The sequence below is a fragment of the Natronincola ferrireducens genome (assembly GCF_900100845.1).
In the GTDB taxonomy this organism is placed as follows: Bacteria; Bacillota; Clostridia; order Peptostreptococcales; family Natronincolaceae; genus Natronincola_B; species Natronincola_B ferrireducens.
Genome location: NZ_FNFP01000003.1, coordinates 305,094 through 331,085 on the forward strand (window position 1 = coordinate 305,094; position 25,992 = coordinate 331,085).

At 36.2% G+C, this 25,992-nt stretch carries 23 protein-coding genes; 18 read left to right on the top strand and 5 right to left on the bottom strand.

The genetic code is table 11. The features are described from left to right. Window positions 1-483 precede the first annotated feature (483 nt). The 18 genes from cooS to BLS22_RS09775 all read left to right on the top strand — a co-directional run bounded on the left by cooS (window position 484) and on the right by BLS22_RS09775 (window position 22,443). Window positions 484-2,451 (top strand): anaerobic carbon-monoxide dehydrogenase catalytic subunit, encoded by a 1,968-nt coding sequence (gene cooS / locus BLS22_RS09690; RefSeq protein WP_090553534.1) that lies wholly within the window; start codon window positions 484-486, stop codon window positions 2,449-2,451. A gap of 163 nt (window positions 2,452-2,614) precedes the next feature. Beyond that, entirely contained in the window at window positions 2,615-3,394 is a 780-nt protein-coding gene (locus BLS22_RS09695) for an ATP-binding protein (protein ID WP_330386504.1), read from the top strand. Next, window positions 3,394-5,070, top strand: a complete 1,677-nt coding sequence (locus tag BLS22_RS09700; RefSeq protein WP_090553535.1) for a formate--tetrahydrofolate ligase — start codon at window positions 3,394-3,396, stop codon at window positions 5,068-5,070. Before BLS22_RS09695 ends, BLS22_RS09700 begins: the two co-directional genes overlap by 1 nt. Before the next feature lie 24 nt (window positions 5,071-5,094). Further along, on the top strand, window positions 5,095-5,724 hold the full coding sequence (locus BLS22_RS09705) for a cyclodeaminase/cyclohydrolase family protein (protein WP_090553536.1): 630 nt from the start codon (window positions 5,095-5,097) through the stop codon (window positions 5,722-5,724). A gap of 113 nt (window positions 5,725-5,837) precedes the next feature. Next, window positions 5,838-6,692, top strand: coding sequence for a bifunctional 5,10-methylenetetrahydrofolate dehydrogenase/5,10-methenyltetrahydrofolate cyclohydrolase (locus tag BLS22_RS09710; protein ID WP_090553537.1), 855 nt, complete (start codon window positions 5,838-5,840; stop codon window positions 6,690-6,692). A 92-nt stretch (window positions 6,693-6,784) separates the two neighbouring features. Beyond that, window positions 6,785-7,456, top strand: a complete 672-nt coding sequence (locus tag BLS22_RS09715; RefSeq protein WP_090553538.1) for a methylenetetrahydrofolate reductase C-terminal domain-containing protein — start codon at window positions 6,785-6,787, stop codon at window positions 7,454-7,456. Window positions 7,457-7,475: 19 nt separating this feature from the next. Further along, window positions 7,476-8,357, top strand: a complete 882-nt coding sequence (locus tag BLS22_RS09720; RefSeq protein WP_090553539.1) for a methylenetetrahydrofolate reductase — start codon at window positions 7,476-7,478, stop codon at window positions 8,355-8,357. A gap of 21 nt (window positions 8,358-8,378) precedes the next feature. Beyond that, window positions 8,379-9,752 carry a dihydrolipoyl dehydrogenase gene (gene lpdA, locus BLS22_RS09725; protein WP_090553540.1) on the top strand — a complete coding sequence of 458 codons (1,374 nt, stop codon included), beginning with the start codon at window positions 8,379-8,381 and terminating at the stop codon, window positions 9,750-9,752. 76 nt (window positions 9,753-9,828) lie between these two features. Continuing rightward, window positions 9,829-10,602, top strand: coding sequence for an ATP-binding protein (locus BLS22_RS09730; RefSeq protein WP_090553541.1), 774 nt, complete (start codon window positions 9,829-9,831; stop codon window positions 10,600-10,602). Between the two features lie 23 nt (window positions 10,603-10,625). Beyond that, window positions 10,626-11,570: an acetyl-CoA decarbonylase/synthase complex subunit delta gene (gene acsD / locus BLS22_RS09735; protein WP_090553542.1), complete on the top strand. Its 945-nt coding sequence runs from the start codon at window positions 10,626-10,628 to the stop codon at window positions 11,568-11,570. A 50-nt stretch (window positions 11,571-11,620) separates the two neighbouring features. Further along, window positions 11,621-12,991, top strand: a complete 1,371-nt coding sequence (gene acsC, locus BLS22_RS09740; protein WP_090553543.1) for an acetyl-CoA decarbonylase/synthase complex subunit gamma — start codon at window positions 11,621-11,623, stop codon at window positions 12,989-12,991. 84 nt (window positions 12,992-13,075) lie between these two features. After that, on the top strand, window positions 13,076-13,861 hold the full coding sequence (acsE, locus tag BLS22_RS09745; protein ID WP_090553544.1) for a carbon monoxide dehydrogenase/acetyl-CoA synthase methytransferase subunit: 786 nt from the start codon (window positions 13,076-13,078) through the stop codon (window positions 13,859-13,861). Between the two features lie 25 nt (window positions 13,862-13,886). Then, window positions 13,887-16,013 carry an acetyl-CoA decarbonylase/synthase complex subunit alpha/beta gene (gene acsB, locus BLS22_RS09750; RefSeq protein ID WP_090553545.1) on the top strand — a complete coding sequence of 709 codons (2,127 nt, stop codon included), beginning with the start codon at window positions 13,887-13,889 and terminating at the stop codon, window positions 16,011-16,013. A 59-nt stretch (window positions 16,014-16,072) separates the two neighbouring features. Then, entirely contained in the window at window positions 16,073-16,450 is a 378-nt protein-coding gene (gene gcvH, locus BLS22_RS09755) for a glycine cleavage system protein GcvH (protein ID WP_334292620.1), read from the top strand. A gap of 250 nt (window positions 16,451-16,700) precedes the next feature. Further along, window positions 16,701-18,656: a corrinoid activation/regeneration protein AcsV gene (gene acsV / locus BLS22_RS09760; protein WP_090553547.1), complete on the top strand. Its 1,956-nt coding sequence runs from the start codon at window positions 16,701-16,703 to the stop codon at window positions 18,654-18,656. Between the two features lie 180 nt (window positions 18,657-18,836). Next, a complete protein-coding gene (locus BLS22_RS09765) occupies window positions 18,837-20,558 on the top strand; it encodes a [Fe-Fe] hydrogenase large subunit C-terminal domain-containing protein (protein ID WP_176762125.1) in 1,722 nt (573 codons plus the stop codon). Between the two features lies 1 nt (window position 20,559). Beyond that, window positions 20,560-21,735, top strand: a complete 1,176-nt coding sequence (locus BLS22_RS09770; protein ID WP_176762126.1) for a SpoIIE family protein phosphatase — start codon at window positions 20,560-20,562, stop codon at window positions 21,733-21,735. An 18-nt stretch (window positions 21,736-21,753) separates the two neighbouring features. Continuing rightward, window positions 21,754-22,443, top strand: a complete 690-nt coding sequence (locus tag BLS22_RS09775) for a DUF3786 domain-containing protein (RefSeq protein ID WP_090553550.1) — start codon at window positions 21,754-21,756, stop codon at window positions 22,441-22,443. 16 nt (window positions 22,444-22,459) lie between these two features. Here the strand turns inward: BLS22_RS09775 and BLS22_RS09780 are convergent, their stop codons facing one another. From BLS22_RS09780 to BLS22_RS09800, 5 genes are all read right to left on the bottom strand, one after another. Then, on the bottom strand, window positions 22,460-22,741 hold the full coding sequence (locus BLS22_RS09780) for a DUF8180 domain-containing protein (protein ID WP_090553551.1): 282 nt from the start codon (window positions 22,739-22,741) through the stop codon (window positions 22,460-22,462). 31 nt (window positions 22,742-22,772) lie between these two features. Then, window positions 22,773-23,192 (bottom strand): DUF3842 family protein, encoded by a 420-nt coding sequence (locus BLS22_RS09785; RefSeq protein WP_090553552.1) that lies wholly within the window; start codon window positions 23,190-23,192, stop codon window positions 22,773-22,775. Window positions 23,193-23,288: 96 nt separating this feature from the next. Beyond that, the gene (locus BLS22_RS09790; protein ID WP_090553553.1) at window positions 23,289-23,477 is read right to left on the bottom strand and encodes a CooT family nickel-binding protein; all 189 of its coding nucleotides are present in this window, start codon (window positions 23,475-23,477) and stop codon (window positions 23,289-23,291) included. Between the two features lie 227 nt (window positions 23,478-23,704). After that, window positions 23,705-24,748 (bottom strand): flavodoxin family protein, encoded by a 1,044-nt coding sequence (locus BLS22_RS09795; protein WP_090553554.1) that lies wholly within the window; start codon window positions 24,746-24,748, stop codon window positions 23,705-23,707. Beyond that, window positions 24,745-25,986 (bottom strand): lactate/malate family dehydrogenase, encoded by a 1,242-nt coding sequence (locus BLS22_RS09800; protein WP_090553555.1) that lies wholly within the window; start codon window positions 25,984-25,986, stop codon window positions 24,745-24,747. The genes BLS22_RS09795 and BLS22_RS09800 overlap by 4 nt, the downstream gene beginning before the upstream one ends. Between the last annotated feature and the right edge of the window lie 6 nt (window positions 25,987-25,992).

Here is a 25,992-nt window from a genome sequence, read left to right on the forward strand (position 1 = left end):
ATACTGATAGAATAAAAACATTAGCAAAACCAAGTAAAAGTCAATAAAAAAGGAATTGCTCAAAACAATAACAATTATTATTTGGCTCTAAATTTAATAATAATTATTAATTAAAAGTGTTATATTTTTAACGATAATTACTCTCAAATACCTTAGATTTTAATAACGATTATTAATTAAAGATGTTTCTAATAACTACTATTAATTACAATTAATTACTGAAAAATCCATTTTCGATCCCATTATTTAAGTAGGTTTCTTTATGTACAAAGAATTATTTAAAGCGTAACACTGGGGGATCACGTGCAAATCCCATTATTTCAATATTCTGCAAATTACGACATTGAAATGTTGTGTTATAAACAAAAGACATGGAGGTTGGCTGGTTTTCATGTAATACATAAAAAATACAAAAAATCATTCAATTTTAACGAAAAGTTTTTATGTGTTATCAAAATATATTTTTTATAGGGGGAATTAAAAATGAGTGAAACAAAAATGGTTTCTCTTGATGAAATGGATGAGCAATTAATCCAGAAAGCAGAAGCAGAAGGCGTAGAGACTATGTGGGACAGAAAAAAAGCTATGAAGGCACCCTGTGGCTTTGGGGAAAAGGGAGTATGCTGTAGAATTTGTGCCATGGGACCCTGTAGAGTAAGTCCAGTGGAGGGCAAGGGGGCTCAAAGAGGTATCTGTGGTGCTACGGCCGACACAATCGTAGCTAGAAATCTTGCAAGAATGATAGCGGCAGGAACATCAGCCCACTCTGACCATGCTAGAGATATAGCCCATGTTATGCATATGGCTAGTAGAGATGGAAATTATACCATTAAAGATGAAAGGAAATTATTGTCATTAGCTGAAGAATGGGAAGTAAACACAGAGGGCAGAGATATCTATGATGTAGCCCATGAAGTGGCAGAAATCGCATTGAATGAATTCGGTAAACCCTTCGGCACATTAAAGTTTCTAGAAAGAGCTCCTGAACCAAGAAAGAAAATTTGGAGAGAATTAGATATTGAGCCTAGAGCTATTGATAGAGAAATCGCTACTATTATGCACTCTACCCATATGGGATGTACCAGTGATGCTGAATCTTTGCTAAAAATTGGTATGAGAACAGCCCTTGCTGATGGGTGGGGAGGTTCCATGATAGGAACAGTGTTTAGTGATATTTTATTTGGAACTCCAGTGCCAAGGGAAACAGAAGCTAACCTAGGTGTTTTGGAGGAAAAACAAGTAAATATTATACTTCATGGACATGAACCAAGTCTATCAGAAATGATTGTTATGGCAGCACAAGATCCTCAGATAATCAAATTAGCTGAAGAGGTAGGGGCTGAAGGTATTAACTTAGCAGGAATGTGTTGTACTGGTAACGAAGTAACCATGAGACATGGGGTTAAAATAGCTGGAAACTTCTTCCAACAAGAATTAGCAGTATTAACGGGAGTAATTGAAGCTGTTATTGTAGACGTTCAATGTATTTTCCCATCACTAACACCAATAACAGACTGCTACCATACTAAGTTTATCACCACATCGCCAAAGGCTAAGATCACAGGTGCTACCCATATAGAATTTAATGAAGAAAAAGCATTAGAGTCAGCCAAAAGCATCGTGAGAGAAGCTATAGAAAACTTTAAAAATAGAAAGAAAGAAAAAGTATTTATACCACAAACAAAGAACCAAGCCACACTAGGCTACTCTGTAGAAGCAATTATAAAACAATTAGACAGAGTTGTAAATTCTAACATCGATCCTCAAGGAACTGTAAAGCCGTTGGCAGATGTTATTAAGGCAGGGGTATTAAGAGGAGCCGCAGGTATTGTTGGGTGTAACAATCCAAAAGTTAAACATGATTATAGTCATATAGAAATCATGAAAAAATTAATTGCAAACGATGTTATCGTTGTAACAACTGGTTGTGCCGCTCAAGCTGCTGCTAAAGCAGGTTTAACAAGTAAAGATGCTGCCAAATTAGCTGGTAAAGGGCTTCAAGCGGTATGTGAATTGGTAGATATTCCACCAGTACTTCATATGGGATCCTGTGTAGATATTAGCCGTATTTTAACATTAGTAGGTGAGACAGCTAAGCACATGGGGGTAGACAACTGTGATTTACCAGTAGTTGGCGTAGCTCCAGAATGGATGTCAGAAAAAGCTGTAGCAATAGCTAACTATGTAATAGCAAGTGGTATTGATGTATTCTTAGGTGTAGAACCTCCAGTAATGGGCTCTGCTGCAGTTGTAGATATGTTAACTAACAAGCTTGAGGAGATGACGGGAGCTAAATTCTTTATAGATACAGATCCTCATAAATTGTCAGCTATGATGTTAGATAGAATAGAAGAAAAAAGAGCAAAATTAGAAGCAAGATTAGGAAAAGAAATAGAGTATGGCATAACTAGAGCAGAGGAGGAAGAGGAAGGCGTTAAAGAGCTTGCATAACACTATTATGCATCTTCCTAAATGAGTTTCAATCCTTAAGTTAACACAATTGATGCTACAATGCTAGTGACAATTGTGTTAACTACAATATATAAAGACTTTGACATTGATAAACATGAAATTTTAAAGATAAAAAATAGACAAAAAATTAGGAATACGGGTGATGAAGATGAAGATAGCTATAACAGGTAAAGGTGGAGTAGGAAAAACAACATTTGCAGCGATGGTTAGTAGATTATATGCAGAAGAAGGATACAATGTTTTAAGTGTAGATGCAGATCCTGATGCAAATCTTGCCTTAGCATTGGGATTTCCAAAGGAATTAATCGATGAAATAACGCCAATTTCAGAGATGAAAAATCTTGTGGCAGAACGCACAGGATCTACTCCTGGCAGCTTTGGCACCATGTTTAAAATGAACCCTAAAGTCAATGATATACCTGAAAAATATTGCAAGCAATACAATGGTGTAAAGGTTCTAACTATGGGGACAGTAGATACCGGTGGTTCTGGCTGTGTATGTCCAGAGCATGTTTTGCTAAAAGCTTTAACCTCTCATCTCATTTTAGGAAATAAAGATGTTATCGTGATGGATATGGAGGCAGGTATTGAACACTTAGGCAGAGGAACAGCAAAAAATGTAGATGCCTTTATTGTTGTAGTGGAACCCGGAGAAAGAAGCTTACAAACCTATAGAAAGGTTAAGCAATTAGCTACTGATATAGGGGTGGAAAAGATATTTGTAGTGGGAAATAAGGTAAGAAATGAAGAAGACAAAAACTTTATACTAGGGGAAGTTGAGGCAGATTGTTGTTTAGGCTTTATAGGCTACAACCCCAGCATAGTAGAGTCCGATAGAAGCAATCTATCACCCTATGATGCGAATGATAAGATAAAGGAGGAAGTACGTAGTATTTCAAATAAATTAAAGGGGGTTATATAATGAGCTTTAAAAGCGATATTGAAATTGCCCAAGAGGCTAAGCTGCAGGATATAAGAGAAATAGCAGCGAAACTTGACCTAACAGAAGAAGATATTGAGCTTTATGGGAAGTATAAGGCAAAGGTAGACTACAATCTTCTGAATAAAGGAAACGGTGGAAAAAAAGCAAAACTTATTTTAACAACTGCTATTAATCCAACTCCAGCAGGAGAAGGAAAAACCACAACTACAATTGGTGTGTCCGACGGATTAGCAAGACTAGGGAAAAAGACCATAGTGGCCTTAAGGGAGCCGTCCTTAGGTCCAGTGTTTGGGGTAAAGGGTGGTGCAGCCGGTGGTGGCTATGCTCAAGTAGTTCCAATGGAGGATATCAACCTTCATTTTACTGGGGACTTCCATGCTATAGGAGCAGCAAATAACCTATTGGCAGCTATGTTAGATAATCATATTAACCATGGCAACCAATTGGGAATAGATAATAGAAAAGTTACATGGCGTAGAGCAATGGATATGAATGATCGACAGCTTAGAAACATCATTGATGGTATGGGTGGTAGAGGTAATGGAGTTGTAAGAGAGGATGGCTTTGACATTACTGTAGCATCTGAGGTTATGGCTGCCTTCTGTCTAGCTAATAATATCATTGACTTAAAAGAAAGATTAGGTAACATCATCGTAGCCTACACAAGAGATGATAGACCTATTACAGCTAAAGATCTAAATGCCCATGGTGCCATGGCAGCTTTATTAAAGGATGCACTTAAGCCTAACCTAGTACAAACATTAGAAGGAACACCAGCCTTTGTACATGGTGGACCTTTTGCAAATATCGCCCATGGTTGTAACTCTGTAATAGCAACTAAAATGGCAATGCATTTTGCAGATTATGTTGTAACAGAAGCAGGCTTTGGAGCGGATCTTGGAGCAGAAAAATTCCTAGATATCAAATGTAGAATGGCTGACTTAAAGCCAGATGCGGTTATCATTGTGGCAACAGTAAGAGCACTAAAATACAACGGCGGTGTAGCCAAGGATCAGTTAAACCAAGAAAACCTTGAAGCCCTAGAAAAGGGATTGCCAAACCTATTAAAACACGTAGAGAATATTACAAAGGTATTTAAGTTACCGGCTGTAGTGGCTATCAATAGATTCCCATTAGATACTGAGGCGGAATTAGAGTTAGTAAGAAATAGATGTAAAGAATTAGGGGTAAATGTAGCCTTATCAGAAGTATGGGCAAAAGGTGGAGAAGGTGGAGAAGAACTGGCACAGGAAGTATTAAGACTGACGGAGGAAGAATCTACTTTAGAGTATACATATTCATCAGATATGCCAATTGCAGATAAGATTAAAGCAATTGCAACAAAAATCTATGGTGCTGATGGGGTAGATTTCACACCTGCAGCCTTAAAGGAAATGGATAAACTAGAAAAATTAGGATTTGATAAGTTACCTATCTGTATGGCAAAAACCCAATATTCCTTAAGTGATAATCCAAGCTTATTGGGAAGACCAGAAGGCTTCAACATCACTGTAAGACAAGTAAAAGTATCGGCGGGAGCAGGCTTTATTGTAGCCCTTACAGGAGAGATTATGACGATGCCAGGATTACCAAAGGTACCTGCTGCTGAAAGAATTGATGTAGATGAAGAAGGGGTAATCACAGGATTATTCTAAAAATAAATGCTGGGAGGAAGGACAATGAAATTAGTAGATAAAAGCTGTAGGGAATTTACTAATGTCCTCTCCTCTAAAGCTGCTGTGCCTGGAGGTGGAGGAGCAGCAGCTTTAGTAGGAGGACTGGGGGCTGCTTTAGGAGGAATGGTTTGCAACTTAACCATAGGCAAGAAAAAATATGCACAATATGAAGAAGAAGTTAAAGAAATTTTAAGGAAAACAGAAGAATTACAAGAAGATTTACTTAAGATGATAGACGAAGATGCAGAAAACTTTTTACCTCTTTCGAAAGCCTATGGACTCCCCAAAAACACTGAGGAAGAAAGGGCTGAAAAAGAAAGAGTATTACAAGAAGCCTTAAAGATTGCTTGTGAAGTACCTATTAAAATTGTAAGAACCTCCTATGAAGCTATCAAACTCCACGAAGCATTGGTGGACAAAGCCTCTAAATTAGCTATAAGTGATGTAGGTGTAGGGGTACAGTGCTTAAGGTCAGCTTTAATAAGTGGTCAACTAAATGTTATTATTAACATTAGCATGATTAAAGACGATGACTATGTGAAAAGGGTTAAAGAAGAAACCGACACTCTAGTAGCAGAAGGAACAAAAATTGCTGATGAGGTGTATAAAAAGGTAGAAGCAATCCTTTCGTAAGCAGTGATAATGTTAGGTAATAAACAATGCCTGTTGATATAAATATAGAGAAGGCTACTCATAAATAGCAAAACATTTCAGCATAGATAAAAAATATGGAATGGGGGATTAACATGGGAGAGATTATTAAAGGCAAACCAGTTGCTGATAAAATCAGTGAAGACTTGGTTCGAGAAATTGAAGGATTAAGAGGTAAAGGGATACAACCTAAATTGTCTATTGTAAGAGTAGGAGCTAGACCAGATGACCTTGCCTATGAAAAGGGAGCTTTAGGTCGATGTAAGAAGGTGGGAGTCGAAACAGAAGTTATAGAACTAGCGGAAGATATTACTCAAGATAAATTTATAGAAGAGTTAAAAAGACTAAACGAAGATAAGGCTGTAAACGGAATACTTATTTTCAGACCACTTCCAAAGCACTTAGATGAAAGTGTTATCAAGTATGTTATTGCACCAGAGAAGGATGTTGATTGCTTAAGTCCAATTAATGTTGGGAAGATGACAGAGGGAGACAATACAGGATTTCCTCCTTGTACACCAACGGCAGTAGTAGAAATACTAAAGCATTATGGTGTAGAACTACAAGGTAAAGATTGTGCTATTATAGGGGCTTCCATGGTGGTAGGTAAACCTGCAGCCTTATTATTATTAAATGAAAATGCTACAATTTCTGTTTGTCATATCTTTACTAAGGATTCAGCTAAGGTGGCTAGCCAAGCTGATATTGTAGTAGTTGGGGTAGGAGTACCTAGATTAGTAAAAGAAAATTGGATTGCAGAAGGTGCTGTAGTAATTGATGTAGGTATTAATGTAGATGATGAAGGTAATCTATGTGGGGATGTAGATTTCGATGGTGTGAAAGATAAAACTTCCATGATTACACCAGTACCAGGTGGAGTAGGATCTGTTACCACATCTATATTAGCTAAACATGTAGTGAAGGCTTGCAAACAGCAAAATAATTTATAGGGACAATAGGGCTTATTTAACCAGTAAAAGAGCAAAAAACTTTTTTACTGGTAAGCTTCTGAAGAAACTTTGGTTAAAAGGGGGAATAGAAAATGATTATTTCACAAAAAAAACCTATGGAAGAAATTTTAAAGTTCTTAGAGAAAAGTTCCAAGGTTATTATTACAGGATGTAGTGAATGTGCTTCTGTATGTAAGGTAGGGGGAGAAGAAGAAGTACAGGAAATGAAGGAGCGTTTAGAAGTAGAGGGAAAAGAAATTTTAGGAACTACTGTGTTAGATGGTGCCTGTAACTTTTTAAATACAAGAAAAGATTTAAAGCAATTTAAAGAAGAAATAAAGGAAGCTGATGCTATACTTTCCTTATCCTGTGGTGACGGTACTCAAACCATAGCTAAAGCTGCTAAGATTCATGTTTATCCAGGAACAGATACTATGTTTATTGGGGAGATAGAGAGAATTGGACAATTTGAAGAAGCCTGTAAAGCCTGTGGCGAGTGTGAACTAGGCTGGACCGCATCCATTTGTCCTATAACAAAATGTGCTAAAGGATTAATCAATGGGCCATGCGGTGGGGCTAGGGATAGAAAGTGTGAAGTTGGTACAGAGAATGACTGTGCTTGGATCATGATTTATGAAAAACTAAAGGAATCTGGAGAATTAGCTAACATGATGGAAATGAGGGCACCAAAAGATTTCCAAAAATCAAATAGTCCTAGAAAAATAAATCTAAAAGAACAAAACAAACAAACTGTAGAAGCTTAGTGGATAAGGGGGTATTCATATGAGTTTATTAAAAGAGGTATTAGAAAGAGGAGAATTTGCTGTAACTGCAGAAATGGCTCCACCAAAGGGAATAGACTTGAATCATTTAATGGAGTGTGCAAGAGCTATAAAGGGTAGAGTCCATGGTGTAAATGTAACTGACTTTCAATCGGCTGTTATGCGAGCTACTTCTTTAGTAACATGTAAGTTATTAAAGGATGAAGGATTAGAGCCAGTTTTACAAATGACCGGAAGGGATAGAAACAGAATAGCTATTCAGGGGGAATTTTTAGCAGCGGGGGTTTTCGGTATTAAAAATGTATTGTCCCTTACAGGAGACCATACAGTAGTTGGGGATCATCCTCAGGCAAAACCCGTTTATGATTTAGATAGTGTTGGGATTTTACAGACGGCAACTATTATGATGGATGGGAAAGACTTAGTAGGAAATGATCTGCAGGGAACTCCAGAATTTTTCTTGGGGGCATGTGTGACACCAAGGTTTGATCCTGTAGAAGCTCAAATATTAAAAATGGAAAAGAAAATCAACGCAGGAGCTAAATTCTTCCAAACTCAAGCAGTGTTTGATATAGAAACCATGAGGGAATTTAGAGAAAAAACAAAGCATCTAGATACAAAAGTTTTAGCAGGTATAATACCTCTTAAATCTGCTGCAATGGCGAAGTTTATGAACAACAACGTTCCAGGAATTTATGTGCCAGAGGAACTGATTGAAAGAATGAAAAACACGCCAAAGGAACAACGGGTTGCAGAAGGAATAAAAATTGCAGGAGAGTTTATTCAACAGCTTAGAGAAGAAAATCTATGCGATGGTGTACATGTTATGGCTATCGGTGCTGAAGAAAATGTACCTGCCATATTAGATGCAGCAGGATTATAAAATGAAAGGGGGTATTTAGAAGTGAAGGTAGCAGTAATCGGTGGTGGTCCAGGGGGATATGTAGCTGCTATCAAGGCAGCAATGCTCGGAGCAGATGTTACTTTGATTGAGAAAAAAAGAGTAGGAGGAACCTGCTTAAATGTAGGCTGTATTCCTACCAAATCGTTATTAGCTTCTTCAGATACACTTGGAGTTGTAAGAGATGCCAAAAGTTACGGGATAAATATTGATGGCAACATTGAACCAGATATGCAAGCTATGATGAAGAGAAAAGATAAAATTGTAGAGCAGCTGGTGAAGGGAATAGAGTTTTTATTTGATAAAAAGGGTATCAACCTAATCAATGGGTTCGGTAAACTAATTGATAAAAATAAAATAGAGGTTACAAAAGAGGATGGATCTAAAGAAGAAGTTGAAGCCGATAAAATTATTTTAGCAACCGGTTCTGTGCCAATTGTTCCCCCAATCTTTCCTTATGATGGCAAAAAAATCATCACCAGTGATGAGGCCCTTTTCTTAGAGGAAGTACCACAGTCCATGATTATTGTTGGTGGCGGTGTAATTGGATGTGAGTTCGGACAATTCTTCAGTAAAATGGGCACAACGGTTACTATCGTTGAGATGGCAGAACAATTATTACCTCATGAGGATAAGGATGTCGCAAAACAGTTGGAAAGATCCTTCAAAAAAGATAAAATAAAGATGTTAACAGGACAAAAGATTAACAAATGTGAAGTACAGGACAATAAAGTCGTTGCATATTTAGAGGGAGACAAAACTGTAGAAGCTGACGTGATGTTGGTTTCTGTAGGTAGAAAACCCTATCTAGAAAATCTGGGGTTAGAAGATATAGGTGTCAATACAGAAAAAGGCAAGGTTGTCGTCAATAAAAAGATGGAAACAAATATTGAGGGCATTTATGCTATAGGCGATATTGTAGATACACCATTCTTAGCCCATGTAGCATCTAAAGAAGGTTTAATAGCAGCAGAAAATGCTTTAGGTGGGGACAAAACAGTTAGCTATAGAGCAGTACCTAGATGTATTTATACTGGACCTGAAGTAGCTGCTGTTGGTATAACTGAAAAAGAAGCAGAAGCCAAAGGTATGATCTATCATGTAGGAAAATTTGACTTCAGAGGATTAGGTAAAGCTCAGGCTATAGGGCACTTCCAAGGTTTTGTAAAGATCTTGGTGGATGATGAAGATATCATCATTGGAGCTGCCATTGTAGGGCCCCATGCTACCGATCTTTTAGCTGAACTTAGTTTGGCTGTTGAGTTACAGTTAACAGCTGAAAAGGTAGGAGATGTAATTCATCCTCACCCTACCTTATCGGAGGGTATTATGGAGGCATTACATGACATACATAAGGCTTGTGTGCATGCAGTATAGAGGATAGGGCCTATTTAAAAGTCCTGTCCCCTCAAAGCAAGGCTTTTGTCTACAACAAACAGGAGGGAGATACACTATGGGATACACAATTGCTGTAGCAGGTAAAGGTGGAACAGGAAAAACAACATTGACAGGGCTTTTAATAGACTACTTAGTAAAGAATGGTGAAAAGCCTATTTTAGCGGTGGATGCCGATGCCAATGCCAATTTAAATGAAGTGCTAGGGGAAGAGGTAGAGGTTACCATTGGAGAAATAAGAGAAGAGGTTAGTAAACGAGAAAATACAGGAAACAATTTTCCTGGTGGAATGACAAAAGCCCAATATCTAAAGTATCGCTTGAATGCTGGGATGATAGAAGGTAGAGGCTATGATTTGTTGGTAATGGGTCGTTCTGAAGGGCAGGGGTGTTACTGTTATGTAAATGGTATGTTAAGGGAGCAAATTGATTCCCTTGCCGATAGCTATAAATACTTAGTTATTGATAATGAGGCTGGCATGGAACACTTAAGCAGAAAAACAACAAAATATATCGATACCCTACTATTGGTTAGTGATGCATCAAGGCGGGGAATTCAAGCGGTGGCTAGAATTAATCAACTGGTGAAGGAACTAGAATTAAATGTAGCAAATATTTATCTAATTGTAAATAGAGTACCTAATGGACAGTTAAAAGAAGATACAATAGAAGAGATAGAAAAGCAAGGACTAAATCTACTTGGGGTAGTACCTATGGATCAACAAATATATGAATATGATGCTCAGGGTATGCCGACAGTAACCTTACCAGAGGATTCCATATCAAAAAGGGCATTGAATAATATATTTTCAAAAATCCAGTTTAAAAAGTAATTTTACTTAAGGGGGCGATTGAAGTGGCATTTAAAATGTCAGTACAGGATTATAAGGGAAAAATTAATGAAGTAGAAGTAGGAAAAGGTGAAAAGGCCTTTAAATTAGGTGGGACAGGAACCATGGCTTTTTATGATTTTGATGGGGACACAGGAAATGCACCTAAGGTTGGAATTGAAATTCTAGATATTGCACCAGAGGAATGGATACCTTCTTTACAGGAACTGTATAAGGATGTAGCAGTCAATCCTGTAGAATGGGCTAAATATGTGGAAAAAGAATTTAATCCTGATTTTATTTGTTTAAGGTTTTTAGGTGCTGATCCAAATGGATTAGATAAATCTCCAGAGGCGTGTGGAGAAATTGCCAAGGCTGTGGTAGAAGCAATTACTGTACCTTTGGTTATTGCTGGAACAGGAAATCATGATAAGGATGCTAAAGTTTTTGAGAAGGTTGCGGCTAGCGTAGAAGGACATAATTGTCTTATCTTGGCTGCTACAGAAGAAAACTATAAAGCGGTAGGAGCTGCTGCTGGATTAGCCTATGGTCAAAAGGTTGGAGCAGAATCCTCAGTTGATATTAACCTTGCAAAACAACTAAACGTATTACTAGGACAATTAGGTGTAAAATATGAAGATGTAATTATGCACATCGGTTGTTCATCCGTAGGATATGGATTTGAATATTTAATATCAACAATAGATAGAATTCGTTTAGCAGCACTAGGACAAAATGATAAAACCCTCCAAATGCCAATTATTACACCGGTATCCTTTGAGACATGGAATGTGAAGGAATCTATTGCAGAAGTAGAGGATGCACCAGAGTGGGGCGATAGAGAAGAGAGAGGTATTGGGATGGAAATTTCAACAGCAGCCAGCATTATGGCTGTAGGAGCTGACGCTGTAATTGTACGGCATCCAAAATCATTAGAGACAATCAAGAGCTTTGTAGAAGCTTTAGCATAATATTAACCAAGTAGAGCTTATGAAAAGGATTATTAAAGGGGGAAGGAAAAATGGCTTTGACAGGATTAGATATATTTAAGTTAACACCTAAAAAGAACTGTAAAGATTGTGGATTTCCAACTTGCTTAGCATTTTCCATGAAGGTTGCAGCTGGGGCAATGGAGATAGAAAAATGTCCGCATATGAGTCCAGAATCATTAGAAAAATTATCTGAAGCAACAGCACCTCCAATGAGGGCTGTAAAAATAGGTAAGGGTGATAATGAATATACATTAGGCGGAGAAACGGTTCTTTTCCGTCATGAGAAAACCTTTGTTAATAGAAATAGATTTGCAGTAATCTTTACTGATGCTATGACAGAAGAAGAAATTGATGGAAAATTAGCCAATATTAAAAAGGTAAACTATGTACGAATTGGTGAAAACATGGGGGTAGAGATAGCTGCTTTAAAGTACACCTCCAATAAAGAGCAATACATAAACTTAATTAAAAAAGTGAAGGATAGCGGTGCTAACCTAGCTTATATGCTGATTTGTGAAGATGTTGACGTACTTAAAGAAGCTTTAGAATTAGTAAAAGATGAAAACCCTGCTATCTATGGTGCTACAAAAGATAACTACGAGGCTATGGTGGAATTAGCAAAAGGAAGCAAGCTTCCATTGGGTATAAAGGCTGAAAATCTAGAAGGGCTTTATGATTTAGCAGAAAAAGTGCAGGGATTAGATTATAAAGAATTATTATTGGCAGTAGAAGGTGGAACAGTTAAGGAAACCTTTAGAAATGTTGTTCAGATAAGAAGAACAGCTTTAAAGGAGCAGGATAGAAAGTTTGGTTATCCTTCCGTTGTATTTGTTAATGAATTAGCTAATAAAGACAAAAATATGGAGATTGCCTTAGCATCTCTATTCACATTAAAGTATGGTTCAATTATCGTATTAGATGATATTGATTATAGCAAGGCATTACCATTGTTTGCTTTAAGACAAAATGCATTTACTGATCCTCAAAGACCAATGAGGGTAGAACCAGATGTTTATAGTGTCAATGGCGCTGATGAAAACGCACCAGTGCTAGTGACTGTGGACTTTGCCCTAACCTACTTTATTGTAGCCGGTGAAATAGAAAGATCAAAGGTGCCGGTATGGTTAGCAATTCCCGATGCTGGAGGTTATTCTGTACTTACTGCATGGGCTGCCGGTAAATTTGGTGGTTCTAGCATCTCTAAATTCATTAAAGAAAGTGGCATAGCTGATAAAACAAAATCTAGAAAATTAATTATTCCTGGACTAGTTGCTGTTCTTAAGGGAGAAATTGAAGATGAGCTGCCAGGCTGGGAGATTATCGTAGGAACAGAGGAAGCAATGCATCTTCCAAAATTTTTAAAGGAATTAAAGGCCAGTGAAGAAGCTGCTCTTGCATAGAAGAGTTTGGTAATTAACAAGGTAATAGAGGAAAGGTTTCCCTTTCCTCTATGATAAATAAAACATAAAATAGGGGGTATTGATATGGAAAAGTTTCTGGTAATTGGTGAAAGAATACATTGTATTTCACCAGTCATAAGAAAAGCATTAGCAGAAAGAAACCCAGAGCCAATCTTAAAAAGAGCAAAGGAACAAATAGAAGCTGGAGCTGACTATGTAGATGTTAACATAGGGCCTGCTGAAAAAGACGGAGAAGAATTGATGACTTGGGCTGTTCAATTAATTCAGTCAGAGTTTGACAACGTTCCTCTAGCACTGGATACTGTAAACAGAAAGGCAATCGAGGCTGGGTTAAAGGTGTATAACAATGAAAAGGGTAAGGCTATTATTAACTCAGCAGATGCTGGGCCTAGAATTGATTTATTTGATTTAGCAGCTCAATATGATGCTAAAATTATTGGTTTATGTGCTAAAGAAGGTATTCCAAGGGATTGTGAAGAGCGTATTGCCTATTGTACAGAAATGCTAGAAAAGGCAATGGAACTAGGAATGGATCCTAGCGACATCTTATTTGACCCATTATTCTTAGTAGTAAAGGGTATGCAGGAGAAACAATCAGAGGTTTTAGAAGCAATTAGACAAATTACAGAGATGGGATTAAAAACTACTGGAGGATTAAGTAATATTTCCAATGGTGCGCCTAAGCATGTGAGACCAATTATGGACGCAGCCTTTGCAGCTATGGCGATGCAATGTGGACTTTCTTCAGCCATCATTAATCCATGTGATAAAGAATTAATGGATACCATCAAAACCTGTGATGTAATAAAAAACAATATTTTATATGCTGATTCTTATCTAGATTTATAAAAAAAGTTTATAGGGGGGTAAAAGCATGAATTTATTTAATGTTATTTATGCTGGTTCTAATCAAGCATTAAGTGCAGCAGAAGGTTTATTAAAGCAAGCTATTGAAGAAAAAGGCAGAGATCATAAGGTGGTTTTTCCTGAAACAGCTTATTCACTGCCAATTATTTATGCAGCAACAGGCTTGAAAATGACAACCTTAGCAGATTTAGAAGGAGCCATTGGTGTAGTAAAAAGTTTAATTGTTGAAGAACCACGTTTAGAGCAAGCTTTAAATGCAGGTCTTGCAACAGCAGTTTCAGCAGAAATTATCGAAGCCATCAAATATGCCTTAAATGAGACGCCCTATGATGCACCTTGTGCAGGTCATATCACAGATGCAACTATCCGTTCCTTAGGGGTTCCTCTAGTAACTGGAGATATTCCAGGTGTAGCCGTTGTTTTAGGAAAATGTCCTGATAGTGAAACAGCTGCAAAGGTAATCAAAGACTATCAATCTAAGGGATTACTTACCTTCTTAGTTGGAGACATCATTGATCAAGCTATAGAAGCTAATGTAAAAATGGGTCTAGAGCTAAGGGTTATTCCTTTAGGCTATGACGTTACCTCTGTAATCCATGTTGTATCTGTAGCCATCAGAGCAAGTCTTATCTTTGGTGGGGTTGAGCCTGGCAAATTGGCTGAACATATGGAATACACTAAAAATAGGGTACCAGCCTTTGTAAATGCCTTCGGACCATTAAGTGAGTTAGTAGTATCTGCAGGAGCAGGAGCTATCGCCCTTGGATTCCCAGTTATTACAGATCAAGTAGTACCAGAGGTACCAACATTATTATTGACACAAAAAGATTATGATAAAATCCCAGCTACTTCTTTAGAGGCTAGAAATATTAAGATTAAAGTAACAGAAATTCCAATTCCAGTAGGCTTTGCGGCAGCATTTGAAGGTGAAAGGGTTAGAAAAGATGATCTTAATGTTGAATTTGGAGGCTCTAAAACCGAATGTTGGGAGCTTGTTAGAAGTAGGGATCTAGCAGATATAGAAGATCATAAAATAGAAATAATAGGTCCTGACATTGATGAAGTAGAAGGAACACCAAAGAGACTTCCGTTAGCGATATTAGTAGAGGTAGCGGGTAAAAACATGCAGGAAGATTTTGAACCTGTTTTAGAAAGACGTATTCACTACTTCATGAACTACACAGAAGGGGTTATGCACGTAGGACAAAGGGATACTACTTGGATTCGTATTAATAATGATACCTTTAATAGTGGCTTTAGATTAAAGCATATTGGTGAAGTTTTATATGCTAAGATGAGGGATGAATTTGACTCTGTAGTAGATAAATGTCAAGTTACCATTATCACTGATCCTGAGAAGGTTGCTACCATGAAGGAGGCTGACGCATATCCTAAATATAATGCAAGAGATGAAAGACTTGCATCCTTAACCGATGAAAGTGTAGATACCTTCTACTCCTGCTTATTATGTCAATCCTTTGCACCAGCCCATGTATGTGTTGTAACACCAGAAAGATTGGGACTTTGTGGAGCTGTAAGCTGGTTAGATGCTAAGGCTACAAAGGAACTAGATCCTGCAGGTCCATGTCAGCCAATTGCTAAAGAAGGTGTTGAAGACGAAATAAAGGGAGTTTGGAGTGCTGTTAATGAGCATATTGCTGAAAAATCTCAAGGCGCTGTAGAAAGAATTACGCTGTATAGTTTAATGGAAGATCCTATGACATCCTGTGGATGCTTTGAGTGTATTGCAGGAATTATGCCTGAAGCTAATGGTATTGTTATTGTAAATAGAGAATTTGGTGCAACAACACCTGTTGGTATGACCTTTGGTGAACTTGCTTCCATGACCGGTGGTGGGGTTCAAACACCTGGATTTATGGGACACGGTAGATACTTTATTTCTTCTAAGAAGTTTATCTCTGCTGAAGGTGGACCAGGACGTATTGTATGGATGCCAAAAGAACTAAAGGATTATGTAAGTGATAAATTAAATGAAACAGCAAAAGAAATGTATGGAATTGATAATTTCACAGACATGATTTGTGATGAAACAATTGCAACAGATTCAGAAGAAGTATTAAACTTCCTAACAGAAAAAGGACACCCAGCATTAACTATGGATCCATTAATGTAATTAAATAGAATACTCCCACTTATTTAAGTGGGAGTATTCTATCAAGATAAAAGGGGGAAATAGCCATGTATCCAGAAAATCTTAAATATCATAGTGAACATACTTGGGTAAAGGTAGAAGGAGATACAGCTTATATAGGCATAAGTGATTATGCCCAAGAACAATTGGGAGAAGTATTATTTGTAGAAATGCCAGAGGTGGGGGATGAAATTCAAGCAGGTCAAGAGTTTGGTGTGGTTGAATCATCAAAAGTAGCATCTGATTTAATTGCTCCGATATCTGGAGAAGTATTAGAAATTAATGAAAAGCTAGAGGATGAGCCAGAGCATGTTAATGAGGCACCCTATGAAGCTTGGATTGTTAAGGTTAAAATAGCAGATGCAGAAGAGTTAGAAGGTCTTTTAAATGCTGAAAACTATCAAGGTGCATTGGCATAATATGTAACTTAATTAAAGAGGGGGTTTCTACCCCCTCTCAATTGTAGAACAACCTATATTAAGTATTATAGCCAAGATCAAATAGAAAAATATAAAAGTTGAAGGATTTTACTTCTGCAGAATAGAACTCTTATGATAGGTTAAAGTTTTCCTAGAAAACAGAGGAGTTTAATCTTATAGAAAGTTATTTTGCGTTGCAACATATTTCCTCACCTTATCTCAGGAGATATCATTGGAGGGATAATATAAAATGATCAATATAAAGTTTCAACCTATGGATATAAATGTACGGGCAGGAGTAGGAGAAAATTTATTAGAGGTTGCCAGAAGGAATGGAATATTTATAGACGCACCTTGCAATGGAGGCTTATCCTGTGGAAAATGCAAGGTAAGGATCATAAGAGGAGTAGTAGATTTCAATGGAAATAACCATCATATAAAAGATGGGGAATTGAAGGCAGGCTATGTTCTAGCATGTAATACAAAGGTAATTGAGGACCTTGTTATTGAAGTTCCTTCAGGTGAATCCTCCTATATGAATGGTATGAAGATCGAAGATTTATCTGGTCCTCGAGATCAAAAAATTTTTCAGCGGGCGAGAGATCAAGTTTTAAACAATGGGATGAAATTTTGTTCTTATATTAAAAAGGACTATCTAGAAATCGATTTACCTACTCTAGATGATAATATTTCTGATTGGGATAGAATAAAAAGACATTTGAGAAACCAACTAGGGTATTCAATGGTGTTTTGCAGACTACCTATGTTAAGAAAAATACCATCCCTCTTAAGGGAAAGTGAATTCAAAATAACCATAACCCACATACCTAGAGGAGACAATAGAACAACTATTATAAATATGGAAATAGGAGATACCACCAATAGGCTTTATGGTGTAGCTTTAGATATTGGAACAACATCAGTTGCTGCCTGTCTAGTGGATCTTTACGAAGGCAAACTATTGGCAAAAGCATCCTCTGGAAACGCCCAAATGAAATATGGGGCTGATGTTATTCATAGAATTATTTATGCTACAAAGAATAATGGCTTAGAAAAGTTAACCCATGCTATTATTCATGAAACAATTAACCCTCTACTTAAAAAAATGTATCAAGATGCAGGTGTAGATAAAAATGAAGTAACAGCTTTTGTGGCAGCAGGAAATACAACTATGTCCCATTTGTTACTTGGAATTTATCCTGACTATTTAAGGCGAGAACCCTATATACCTACATTTTCAGGTGCCCCTTTTATTAAGGCTTCAGAACTGGAATTGGAAGCAAATCCTGAAACATTTTTATATATCCTTCCATCTATAGCAAGCTATGTTGGTGGAGATATTACAGCAGGGGTTTTGGCTTCAGGAATATGGGCTTCTGAAGAAAACATTTTGTTAATTGATTTAGGTACAAATGGAGAGATTGTGTTTGGCAACAAAGATTTTTTAGTTACCTGTGCCTGTTCAGCTGGACCTGCTTTTGAAGGGGGAGAAATAAGCTGTGGAATGAGGGCAGCTGGTGGAGCTATTGAAAGGATAGAAATAGACAACAATAGCTATATACCAAAATTTACAATCATTCACAATGAAAAGCCCAAAGGTATATGCGGCTCAGGTATAATAGATTTAATTGCTGAAATGTTAAAAACCGGTTTAGTCGATAGAAGAGGAAAAATTAACAGAGATTTAAATACCGATAGAATTCGGTTTGATGAATATAATATTGGAGAATACGTAGTAGCTTTTAAAGATGAGTGGGGCATTGAAGAAGATATAACAATTACAGAAATTGATATTGATAACTTCATCAAAGCCAAAGCCGCTGTTTATTCAGGAATTGCTACACTCCTTGACAGTTTAGGGATGGACTTTGATATGATTAATAAAATATATATTGCAGGAGGGATAGGAAGCAGTCTATCCATTGATAAAGCCATCGAGATAGGGTTATTTCCAGATATAGAATTTGATAAATTTATGCATATAGGGAACAGTTCCCTTATGGGATGCTATCTTACCCTTATGAGTGAAGACGCTAGACGAAAGATGGAGGAGTTTTCTAAGGAAATGACCTATATAGAGTTAAGTGTTTATCCAGGATATATGGACGAATTTATATCTGCCTGCTTTTTACCTCATACGGATATCAATAGGTTTCCCACTGTGGAAAAGATATTAGAAGAATATAGTACAAACAGGGCCATTTAAACGGGGTAAACAATCTTCGTGCTACTTAAAGATTTCTTTAAAGCTATAGAAATGCTTTTAAGAAATCTTTTTTAAATAAAAGGCATGTTTAAGATTGATTGTCCATATAGGAACTAATACAACAATATGATAATATTGATATATAATAAACAAGTCATAATACACTGGAGGGGGATAAGCGTGGACATTAAACATACCTTGACACTATCAGATAATGGATGTAAAGATTGTTATAAATGCATCAGAAATTGCCCTGTAAAGGCAATAGCCATAACAGAAAATAAAACAGAAGTAGATGCCAGCAGATGTATCGCCTGTGGGAAATGTTTTATTGTATGCCCACAAAACGATAAAGCTCCTCAATATCATCTAATTAGAGTAAGATCTTTTGCTAATAATAATAATAAACTAGTAGCATCAATAGACCCTACTTTTTTAGCCTATTTTCCAAAAAGTGAGAAGACTATTGTGACTGCTCTAAAAAAATTAGGCTTTCATCATGTTGAGGAAACAGCTGTAGGGATAGATCGGGTATTAGAAGAATACAAAAATTATTATAACCAAACAAAACAAAACTATTATATTACCACAACCTGTTCTGCATGTAATTTAATGATACAAAAATATTACCCTCATCTAAACAAATATATGATTCCAATTCTCCCACCAATGATGGTTCATGGGAAGCTATTAAGAAAAAAATATGGAGATGATATCAAAGTTGTCTATTTTACTCCTTGTATTGCCTCAAAAATAGAATGTACAGACACACAACTAGAGGATTGCTCCATAGATGCTGTTATAACCTTTGATGAATTAAAGGATTGGATGACGTCAAAAAACATCGTTTTAGAAGAATTAGAAGAAGAGGATTTTGATCAAGAAGGAACATTTATTGCTAAAAAGTTTCCAGTAGATGGACTAAAATCAATGACAGACCGTATAACTTCTGCAGAGGATTTTCTTCAGGTAAACGGTGGTGAAAATATTCGGCAGGTATTAGAAAGTATAGCACAAGAGGAATTAGATGCTAAATTTATTGAAATAAATTTTTGCTTAAATGGATGTATTAATGGCCCTACCTTTTATAATAGTCAAGTGAATCTCTTTACAAGAAAAAAGCAGGTTAGTGATTATGCTAATAAAAAAGCTATAGAAAACAATTTATTTGAATTAGCTGAGGAGATCAAAGGAAAATTTTATAGGGAATTTAATGATAAAAGGGTGCTTAATTTACAGCCCAGTAATATAGAACTAAGAAAAATTTTAAAAAAAATGGGTAAATTTAATAAAAAAGATGAGCTAAACTGTGGCACATGCGGTTATGAAACGTGTCGGGATAAAGCGGTAGCCATTTATAATCATATGGATACACCTAATATGTGTTTACCTTATATACGAAATAAAAGTGAGACCATGTCTAATTTAATTTTTGAGTACTCACCTAATTATATTTTTTTAGTAAACAAGGATTTGAAAATTTTAAGCATAAATCCAGCGGGGATACAACATTTAAATGTTGAAAAAAAGCATGACGATTTACATTTAGCAACCATATTAGATTATACAGATTATATGGAGGTTTTTGAAACAAAGAAAAGTATATATGGCAAAAAAATTAGACTAGAGGATCATAATCTTACCATCATTCAAAACCTATTATATATAGAAAAGCAAGATAGCATCTTAGCTATATTAAATGACGTTACAAAAACTGAAGAAAAGGAAAAGGAATTAATAGAAGTTAAAAAGAATACTGCTGAGATGGTACAAAAAGTCATTACAAAACAAATGGTAATTGCCCAACAAATTTGTAGTGTTTTAGGGGAAACAACAGCCGAAACAAAGGTTGCTCTTAAAAAATTCTTAGACCTTACTATGGAAAAGTCAGGTGATGAGTAAAATGGATAACTTTATTGATGTAGGCTATAGTCAATTAACAAAAAAAAATGAGGAAATATGTGGTGATCGAGTAGAGATTGCTAGGACAGATGATGGGGTTATAGCTGTGATGTCAGATGGGCTAGGGAGTGGTATAAAGGCGAATATATTAGCTACCCTCACTTCTAAAATTGCCATTACTATGTTAAAAAATGGGGAAGAGCTATCGGAGGTTATTGACACAATCATTAATACATTACCCGTTTGTAAAGAGAGAGAAATTGCCTACTCTACCCTGACTATTATCTATACAAAAAAAACAGGTGATACCTATATAGTTGAGTTCGATAACCCCTCTGTTTTTTATTACAATAAAGAAAAAAATATAGTATCAAAATTAAAGTATAATACAATAACAATCAATGGAAGGATTGTTCTAGAAGCCCAATGTCACTTAAAGGAAAACGACAGTATTATTGCTGTTTCTGATGGGATAATCCACGCAGGAGCAGGGGAAGTCCTTAACTATGGCTGGGAATGGGAGCATGTAGCTAAATATTTACAAGGAATATGCTTAAACAAGAATGCTATGATGATTTCAAAGTCCTTAACAAACATCTGTAATGATTTATACAATGACAAACCCGGGGATGACGCTACTGTTGTAGCCATGAAAATGAAAAAGCCTCAAGTTTTTGATTTGTTTACTGGACCACCATTACTCAAAGAAAAGGATCCAGTGTTAGTAGAAAAGTTTATGGATAGTCCTGGAAAAAAAATTATATGTGGAGGAACAGCTGCCAACATTGTAGCCCGAGAACTACAAAGAGATTTAGTTATGGATGTAGACACAGTTACAGAAAAAATCCCACCCATATGCCATATGGAAGGGATCTATTTAATAACTGAGGGTGTATTAACAATGGAACAAACATTAAACTACTTAAGAGAATTTTTAAACAATACTGTATCCTCCAGAACCATAAGGGAATTAGAAGAACAAAATGGTGCTACTATCTTGGCAAATACCCTACTTTATGAATGCACCCATATTAATTTTTACTTAGGCCATTGTTTAAACGCTGCCTATCGGAACGAAGGTTTTCCTCAAAACCTGCAAAGAAAGTTTAAGATGGTAGGACAAATAATTAATAGCTTAAGAAAATTAGGAAAAATTGTTAGTATCTATTATTTTTAAGGGAAAAGGGGGAGAGATATGGATATCCAAGCAATAAAAGAAGATCGTCAAGGGAAGGTTCCTTATGAGTATATTAGAAATATATTTAAGAATTGTGACCCAGAGAAGATGGCTGAACTATCAGGCACCTACTATGATAGTAGGGAAAATATCTTCATTATAAAGCTGATGGGTAGAGATTACATTGTAAAATATCCTACAGGAGAAGCATTTGAAAAGGATGATGGAGTAGAGATAGAATCCTATGCTATTAAAACCATATTTTTAAGATATCTTGCAAATGCAAAAGGTATACCCCTCACGGGAAAAAGCATTACATATAAGGAAATACCTGGAGGTCATGTTTATTATCATAACTTTTATACTAGGACAATATTAAAATTGGCAAAAACTTATGGTAACAAACTAGAGGAATTTATTGTTGCTGGAGAAAAAATAAATGGAGAACCCATTAAAACAGGAGATGCTGGGTATCGCTTTCAGTTTTTGAACAATGTTTATTTAACCTTCATTGTTTGGAAGGGGGACGAAGAATTTTCTCCCACCGCCAATATATTATTTGATTTAAACACTTCCTATTATTTTGATGCAGAGGATTTAGCGGTGGTAGGAGAATTGGCGCTAGCTATATTTAAAAGGCATGGAAACCTTCCGGATTGGAAGGGGTTATATCAAAAACAACAACAAACTGTTAAAAATAAAAACTAGCGGAGATATCTCTCCGCTACATGTGTTTTTTCGCTTCTATCAGCATTTCATTTGCCTTGTCCATAAAGTCAACTGCTTTTTTAATATAGTCAGCTACTTCAGGTTTTTCCATTTTCTTCGATTTTTCTACCCATTCTAAAAAGTTGTCTTGATGGGATTTATTGTGATTAATCCAATGGACTAATAATACCCTCAAAGTTTTTTCATCATGACTCAAAGTAGGATCATCGATGGATTCAGTGGGATTGTGACTGTGATCGTGACTATGGTTATGGTTTTCCTTATTACAGCAACACATAATAATTTCCCTCCCTAATTATTGATAGAATTTATTTTTTAACATTAAACTCCTTTTTTAATACATCAATGGCATCTTTTATTAATAGCATTAAAGGTTTATTTTCTAAGCCTACTAGTTGAAAATTATCTGGTGCAATTGGAAGTAAAATCTTTACAGCTTCAGATTCAGCAACTGCGGTTGCGATTTTATCTGTCACTTCTCCCATCATAGAATTAGGAATAACGATGGATAAGGGTCCTATAATGACATTGGCTTTCTTTGTAGATACCACTATAGCATTTTCTCCCGTTGCTCCTTTGTTGGCATGATTTTTTAACATAGCAGAAGTAGCAGTTGAATTAGTACCCAGACCATATACTTCAAAGTATGAGGGGAGCTCCTGCCTCAAATGGGCAACAATTTGACCACCTATTCCTCCTCCCATACCATCTATTACTGCAATAATCATCTTTTAATCCCCCGATGTTATAAATTTTATCTTGGCTGTATCACAAAATTGCCGCTTCTTAATTCAAAGCATTAGATCAAGGATTACAGACTCATTTTATTTATCAGAAATGATGATTTTATGGTCAATTAGTTTTATTTCCTTTACCTTACCCTCAACTATTTTTTGTTCTCCTAACAAATCAGCTAAATATATTTTTCCGTTTTCTGGCTTCATATAGACAACATTTTCCATAATCTTTTCTTCACCTTTATCTGTAATTAAATAAGCAGTTGATTCACACATTTAAAAAACCTCCTTTAGTAGATTGAAGTACACTTGTGAATTAAGTTTTATTTTATGTATCTTTGTTAAAATTATATCATAATTTTACAAGATGCGTCAATGAATGTTTTTAAAACCATACAAGGAAATCCTTAGCTGGCATATGTTTTTTCTAAAGAAAAATAGGGTTAATGAAAATCTTCAGGTGTGAAAGTCTAAGGCAATATAATAGTAAAAAAGATACAGGATTATCTATGGATATGAGACATCATATTTATGGCAAAAGTCTTAGCTTTATCCTCAATACCATCCACTTCAACAATTGTACCAGGATCATTAGCTATTTCCATAATAGAAAAATAAGGTGGAAGTCTAAAGCCTTTATTGATGTTTAGCGCATCAATAAGTTGCCCAGCAACAGCATCGCTTCCAGAATTTGCAGATATGATGACGGCAAAAACAGCTTTGTCATAGAACTTCATTTTCCTATAAAGAGCCGTTAATCTATTGATAACTGCCATCAAATTCGCAGAAATAGAATCATTATAGTTAGGACAGATCCATATCAATGCATCGGCCCTTTCAATAGCTGGAAGAATTTCTTTAACCATCATTCCTCCATAATAACAACTATTTTGCATCCCTAGATGCTTGCAGGTTTGGTAGGGACATCCAATACAATCTAGAACGGTACCGTTTTCCACATGCAATTCATCTATTTCACAATTGATTAAATTGTATTTTATCATATGCCATAACATTAAAGTATTGGAAGTTTGTTTTGAACTAGAATGTAAAACCACAATCTTTGATTTATCTAAGACTGGGGGCCTGTCTTCTACCAACCTCTTTCCTAAGCGAAAAGATAACTCATAAGATATTTCCTCAAGGGACATATCAAATTTCTTTTGCCAAGTAAGAAAATTGCTTAGATTTTTTGTGGCCTCTACTAAAGAATGACCTATAAAACTACAACCTAGTTGATTAGCAGCAAAAACCACAGATTTAGCAAGAGTTTTTGTATATAAGTTACTAGGACTATGGATTAACAAACCACCAGTTGAACCATTCAAAGCACCATTACCCCTTTTGGTTAAAGAAGATAATATTTTAAACAAAGGCATGTTAAAGCCAACAGGATCCACCTCAATAGCAAATAAAATTTTTTTATTTTGCATATTTGGTATATTATCTGGAGTTTTAATAACAGTAACCTCATAACCCTGGGTAGCCGCTGCAACCATATTAGATAGCTGGAGGGAGGGTTCTCCACACATAATTAAATGGATCATACCATTTTCTCCAACTTGGCATAGGTGTTTTGAAGTCTTTGCAATAATAACTCCGGCAGCTCCAGCCTTTCAACTTCTGTACCTGAGGAAGACAAGCGGTTTTTTGATCCCATATAGACCCCTCCCATATAGGTTGCACTATAATGCCAATCACCTCTAATGGTGGCAATAATAGAGAGGCTTCCAGAGGAAAGAGCAGGGGCGATATAAGGCTTGAAACCCGTCTTTCTAACCTCTAGATTACCTGCCTTTGCTTTATTTGTTAAATATATAGAAAGAATTTCATTGTAATCTTCAATACTGTCTGCTATAACAAGATCCTCCCCATGGGGTCCAAAGGCTCTACCTTCCTTTAAATAATGTAGGGTTTTAGGATTTTCCTTTGCATAATAAGCGGCACGGGCATGCATTACCCCTAAACCATATCCCCTAACCTGCTCTGGAGCTAGACCCTTAAAATCGAAATTGCCTTGGGAATCTTTATTACTACTGTTAAAAACAACCTTACAAAGCAAATCTACAGGATCAGAAACTACGGCAAAGATACCCTTAAAATCGGCAGCTCTAGCCTTCTTGGCAAAGGTCTCAATAATATTGGCATTTTCCTGGAACTGTATCATTCGAACATCCTTCACATCCTTACCAACGGGGGGGACACCTTTAGCAATACAGAAGACAAACATATCACAATTAAAAAATTCACTTTCAGAAATAGGATACACCTCTGGAAACCCTTCATTACCAGGGCAATAGACCTGATTTATTTCATAGGACCAACGCTGGAGTTTATCAGGTGTTCTATCATAGATACCTATAGAATCAATACAGTCTCCTCCCAACAGGCGAAGACCTATTAGCAGGGTACTGCCCACATCCCCTAGTCCAGCTATATGGACTCTCCATTTTGCGGGATGCCTCTCCAGTAATTTATTTTGCCAATTAGGAAAGGTAGTATTAATAGCCATAATTCTCCTATCTTCTATTTTTTCTAGTATCCACTTTGGTAAATCATAAACTTCATTACCATCAACCTGCAATAAATTGAGACCCTCTTTCTTTATAAACAGTAGAGAAGGATGGGTAATAGAGAAGGTTTTTCTAGATATGAAGGGATCTAAAGAGCATAGGTAGTAGATGATTTCATTATGCTCTTTTATTAGTACTTCCTCTACCCTTTCAAACTGGGGGTAATTATTTAATGAAAACATATACTTATTACGGAATTTGTAATAAAACATCTTAAT

What these genes read in the sequence shown, in the direction of transcription:
- BLS22_RS09720 (WP_090553539.1), top strand. Translation starts at nt 7,476, where the DNA reads ATGAGTTTATTAAAAGAGGTATTAGAAAGAGGAGAATTTGCTGTAACT.
- acsV (WP_090553547.1), top strand. Translation starts at nt 16,701, where the DNA reads ATGATCAATATAAAGTTTCAACCTATGGATATAAATGTACGGGCAGGA.
- BLS22_RS09700 (WP_090553535.1), top strand. Translation starts at nt 3,394, where the DNA reads ATGAGCTTTAAAAGCGATATTGAAATTGCCCAAGAGGCTAAGCTGCAG.
- BLS22_RS09790 (WP_090553553.1), bottom strand. Translation starts at nt 23,477, where the DNA reads ATGTGTGAATCAACTGCTTATTTAATTACAGATAAAGGTGAAGAAAAG.
- BLS22_RS09715 (WP_090553538.1), top strand. Translation starts at nt 6,785, where the DNA reads ATGATTATTTCACAAAAAAAACCTATGGAAGAAATTTTAAAGTTCTTA.
- BLS22_RS09775 (WP_090553550.1), top strand. Translation starts at nt 21,754, where the DNA reads ATGGATATCCAAGCAATAAAAGAAGATCGTCAAGGGAAGGTTCCTTAT.
- acsE (WP_090553544.1), top strand. Translation starts at nt 13,076, where the DNA reads ATGGAAAAGTTTCTGGTAATTGGTGAAAGAATACATTGTATTTCACCA.
- BLS22_RS09780 (WP_090553551.1), bottom strand. Translation starts at nt 22,741, where the DNA reads ATGTGTTGCTGTAATAAGGAAAACCATAACCATAGTCACGATCACAGT.
- BLS22_RS09730 (WP_090553541.1), top strand. Translation starts at nt 9,829, where the DNA reads ATGGGATACACAATTGCTGTAGCAGGTAAAGGTGGAACAGGAAAAACA.
- BLS22_RS09710 (WP_090553537.1), top strand. Translation starts at nt 5,838, where the DNA reads ATGGGAGAGATTATTAAAGGCAAACCAGTTGCTGATAAAATCAGTGAA.
- BLS22_RS09785 (WP_090553552.1), bottom strand. Translation starts at nt 23,192, where the DNA reads ATGATTATTGCAGTAATAGATGGTATGGGAGGAGGAATAGGTGGTCAA.
- BLS22_RS09795 (WP_090553554.1), bottom strand. Translation starts at nt 24,748, where the DNA reads ATGATCCATTTAATTATGTGTGGAGAACCCTCCCTCCAGCTATCTAAT.
- BLS22_RS09770 (WP_176762126.1), top strand. Translation starts at nt 20,560, where the DNA reads ATGGATAACTTTATTGATGTAGGCTATAGTCAATTAACAAAAAAAAAT.
- acsC (WP_090553543.1), top strand. Translation starts at nt 11,621, where the DNA reads ATGGCTTTGACAGGATTAGATATATTTAAGTTAACACCTAAAAAGAAC.
- BLS22_RS09705 (WP_090553536.1), top strand. Translation starts at nt 5,095, where the DNA reads ATGAAATTAGTAGATAAAAGCTGTAGGGAATTTACTAATGTCCTCTCC.
- BLS22_RS09695 (WP_330386504.1), top strand. Translation starts at nt 2,615, where the DNA reads ATGAAGATGAAGATAGCTATAACAGGTAAAGGTGGAGTAGGAAAAACA.
- cooS (WP_090553534.1), top strand. Translation starts at nt 484, where the DNA reads ATGAGTGAAACAAAAATGGTTTCTCTTGATGAAATGGATGAGCAATTA.
- acsB (WP_090553545.1), top strand. Translation starts at nt 13,887, where the DNA reads ATGAATTTATTTAATGTTATTTATGCTGGTTCTAATCAAGCATTAAGT.
- BLS22_RS09800 (WP_090553555.1), bottom strand. Translation starts at nt 25,986, where the DNA reads ATGTTTTATTACAAATTCCGTAATAAGTATATGTTTTCATTAAATAAT.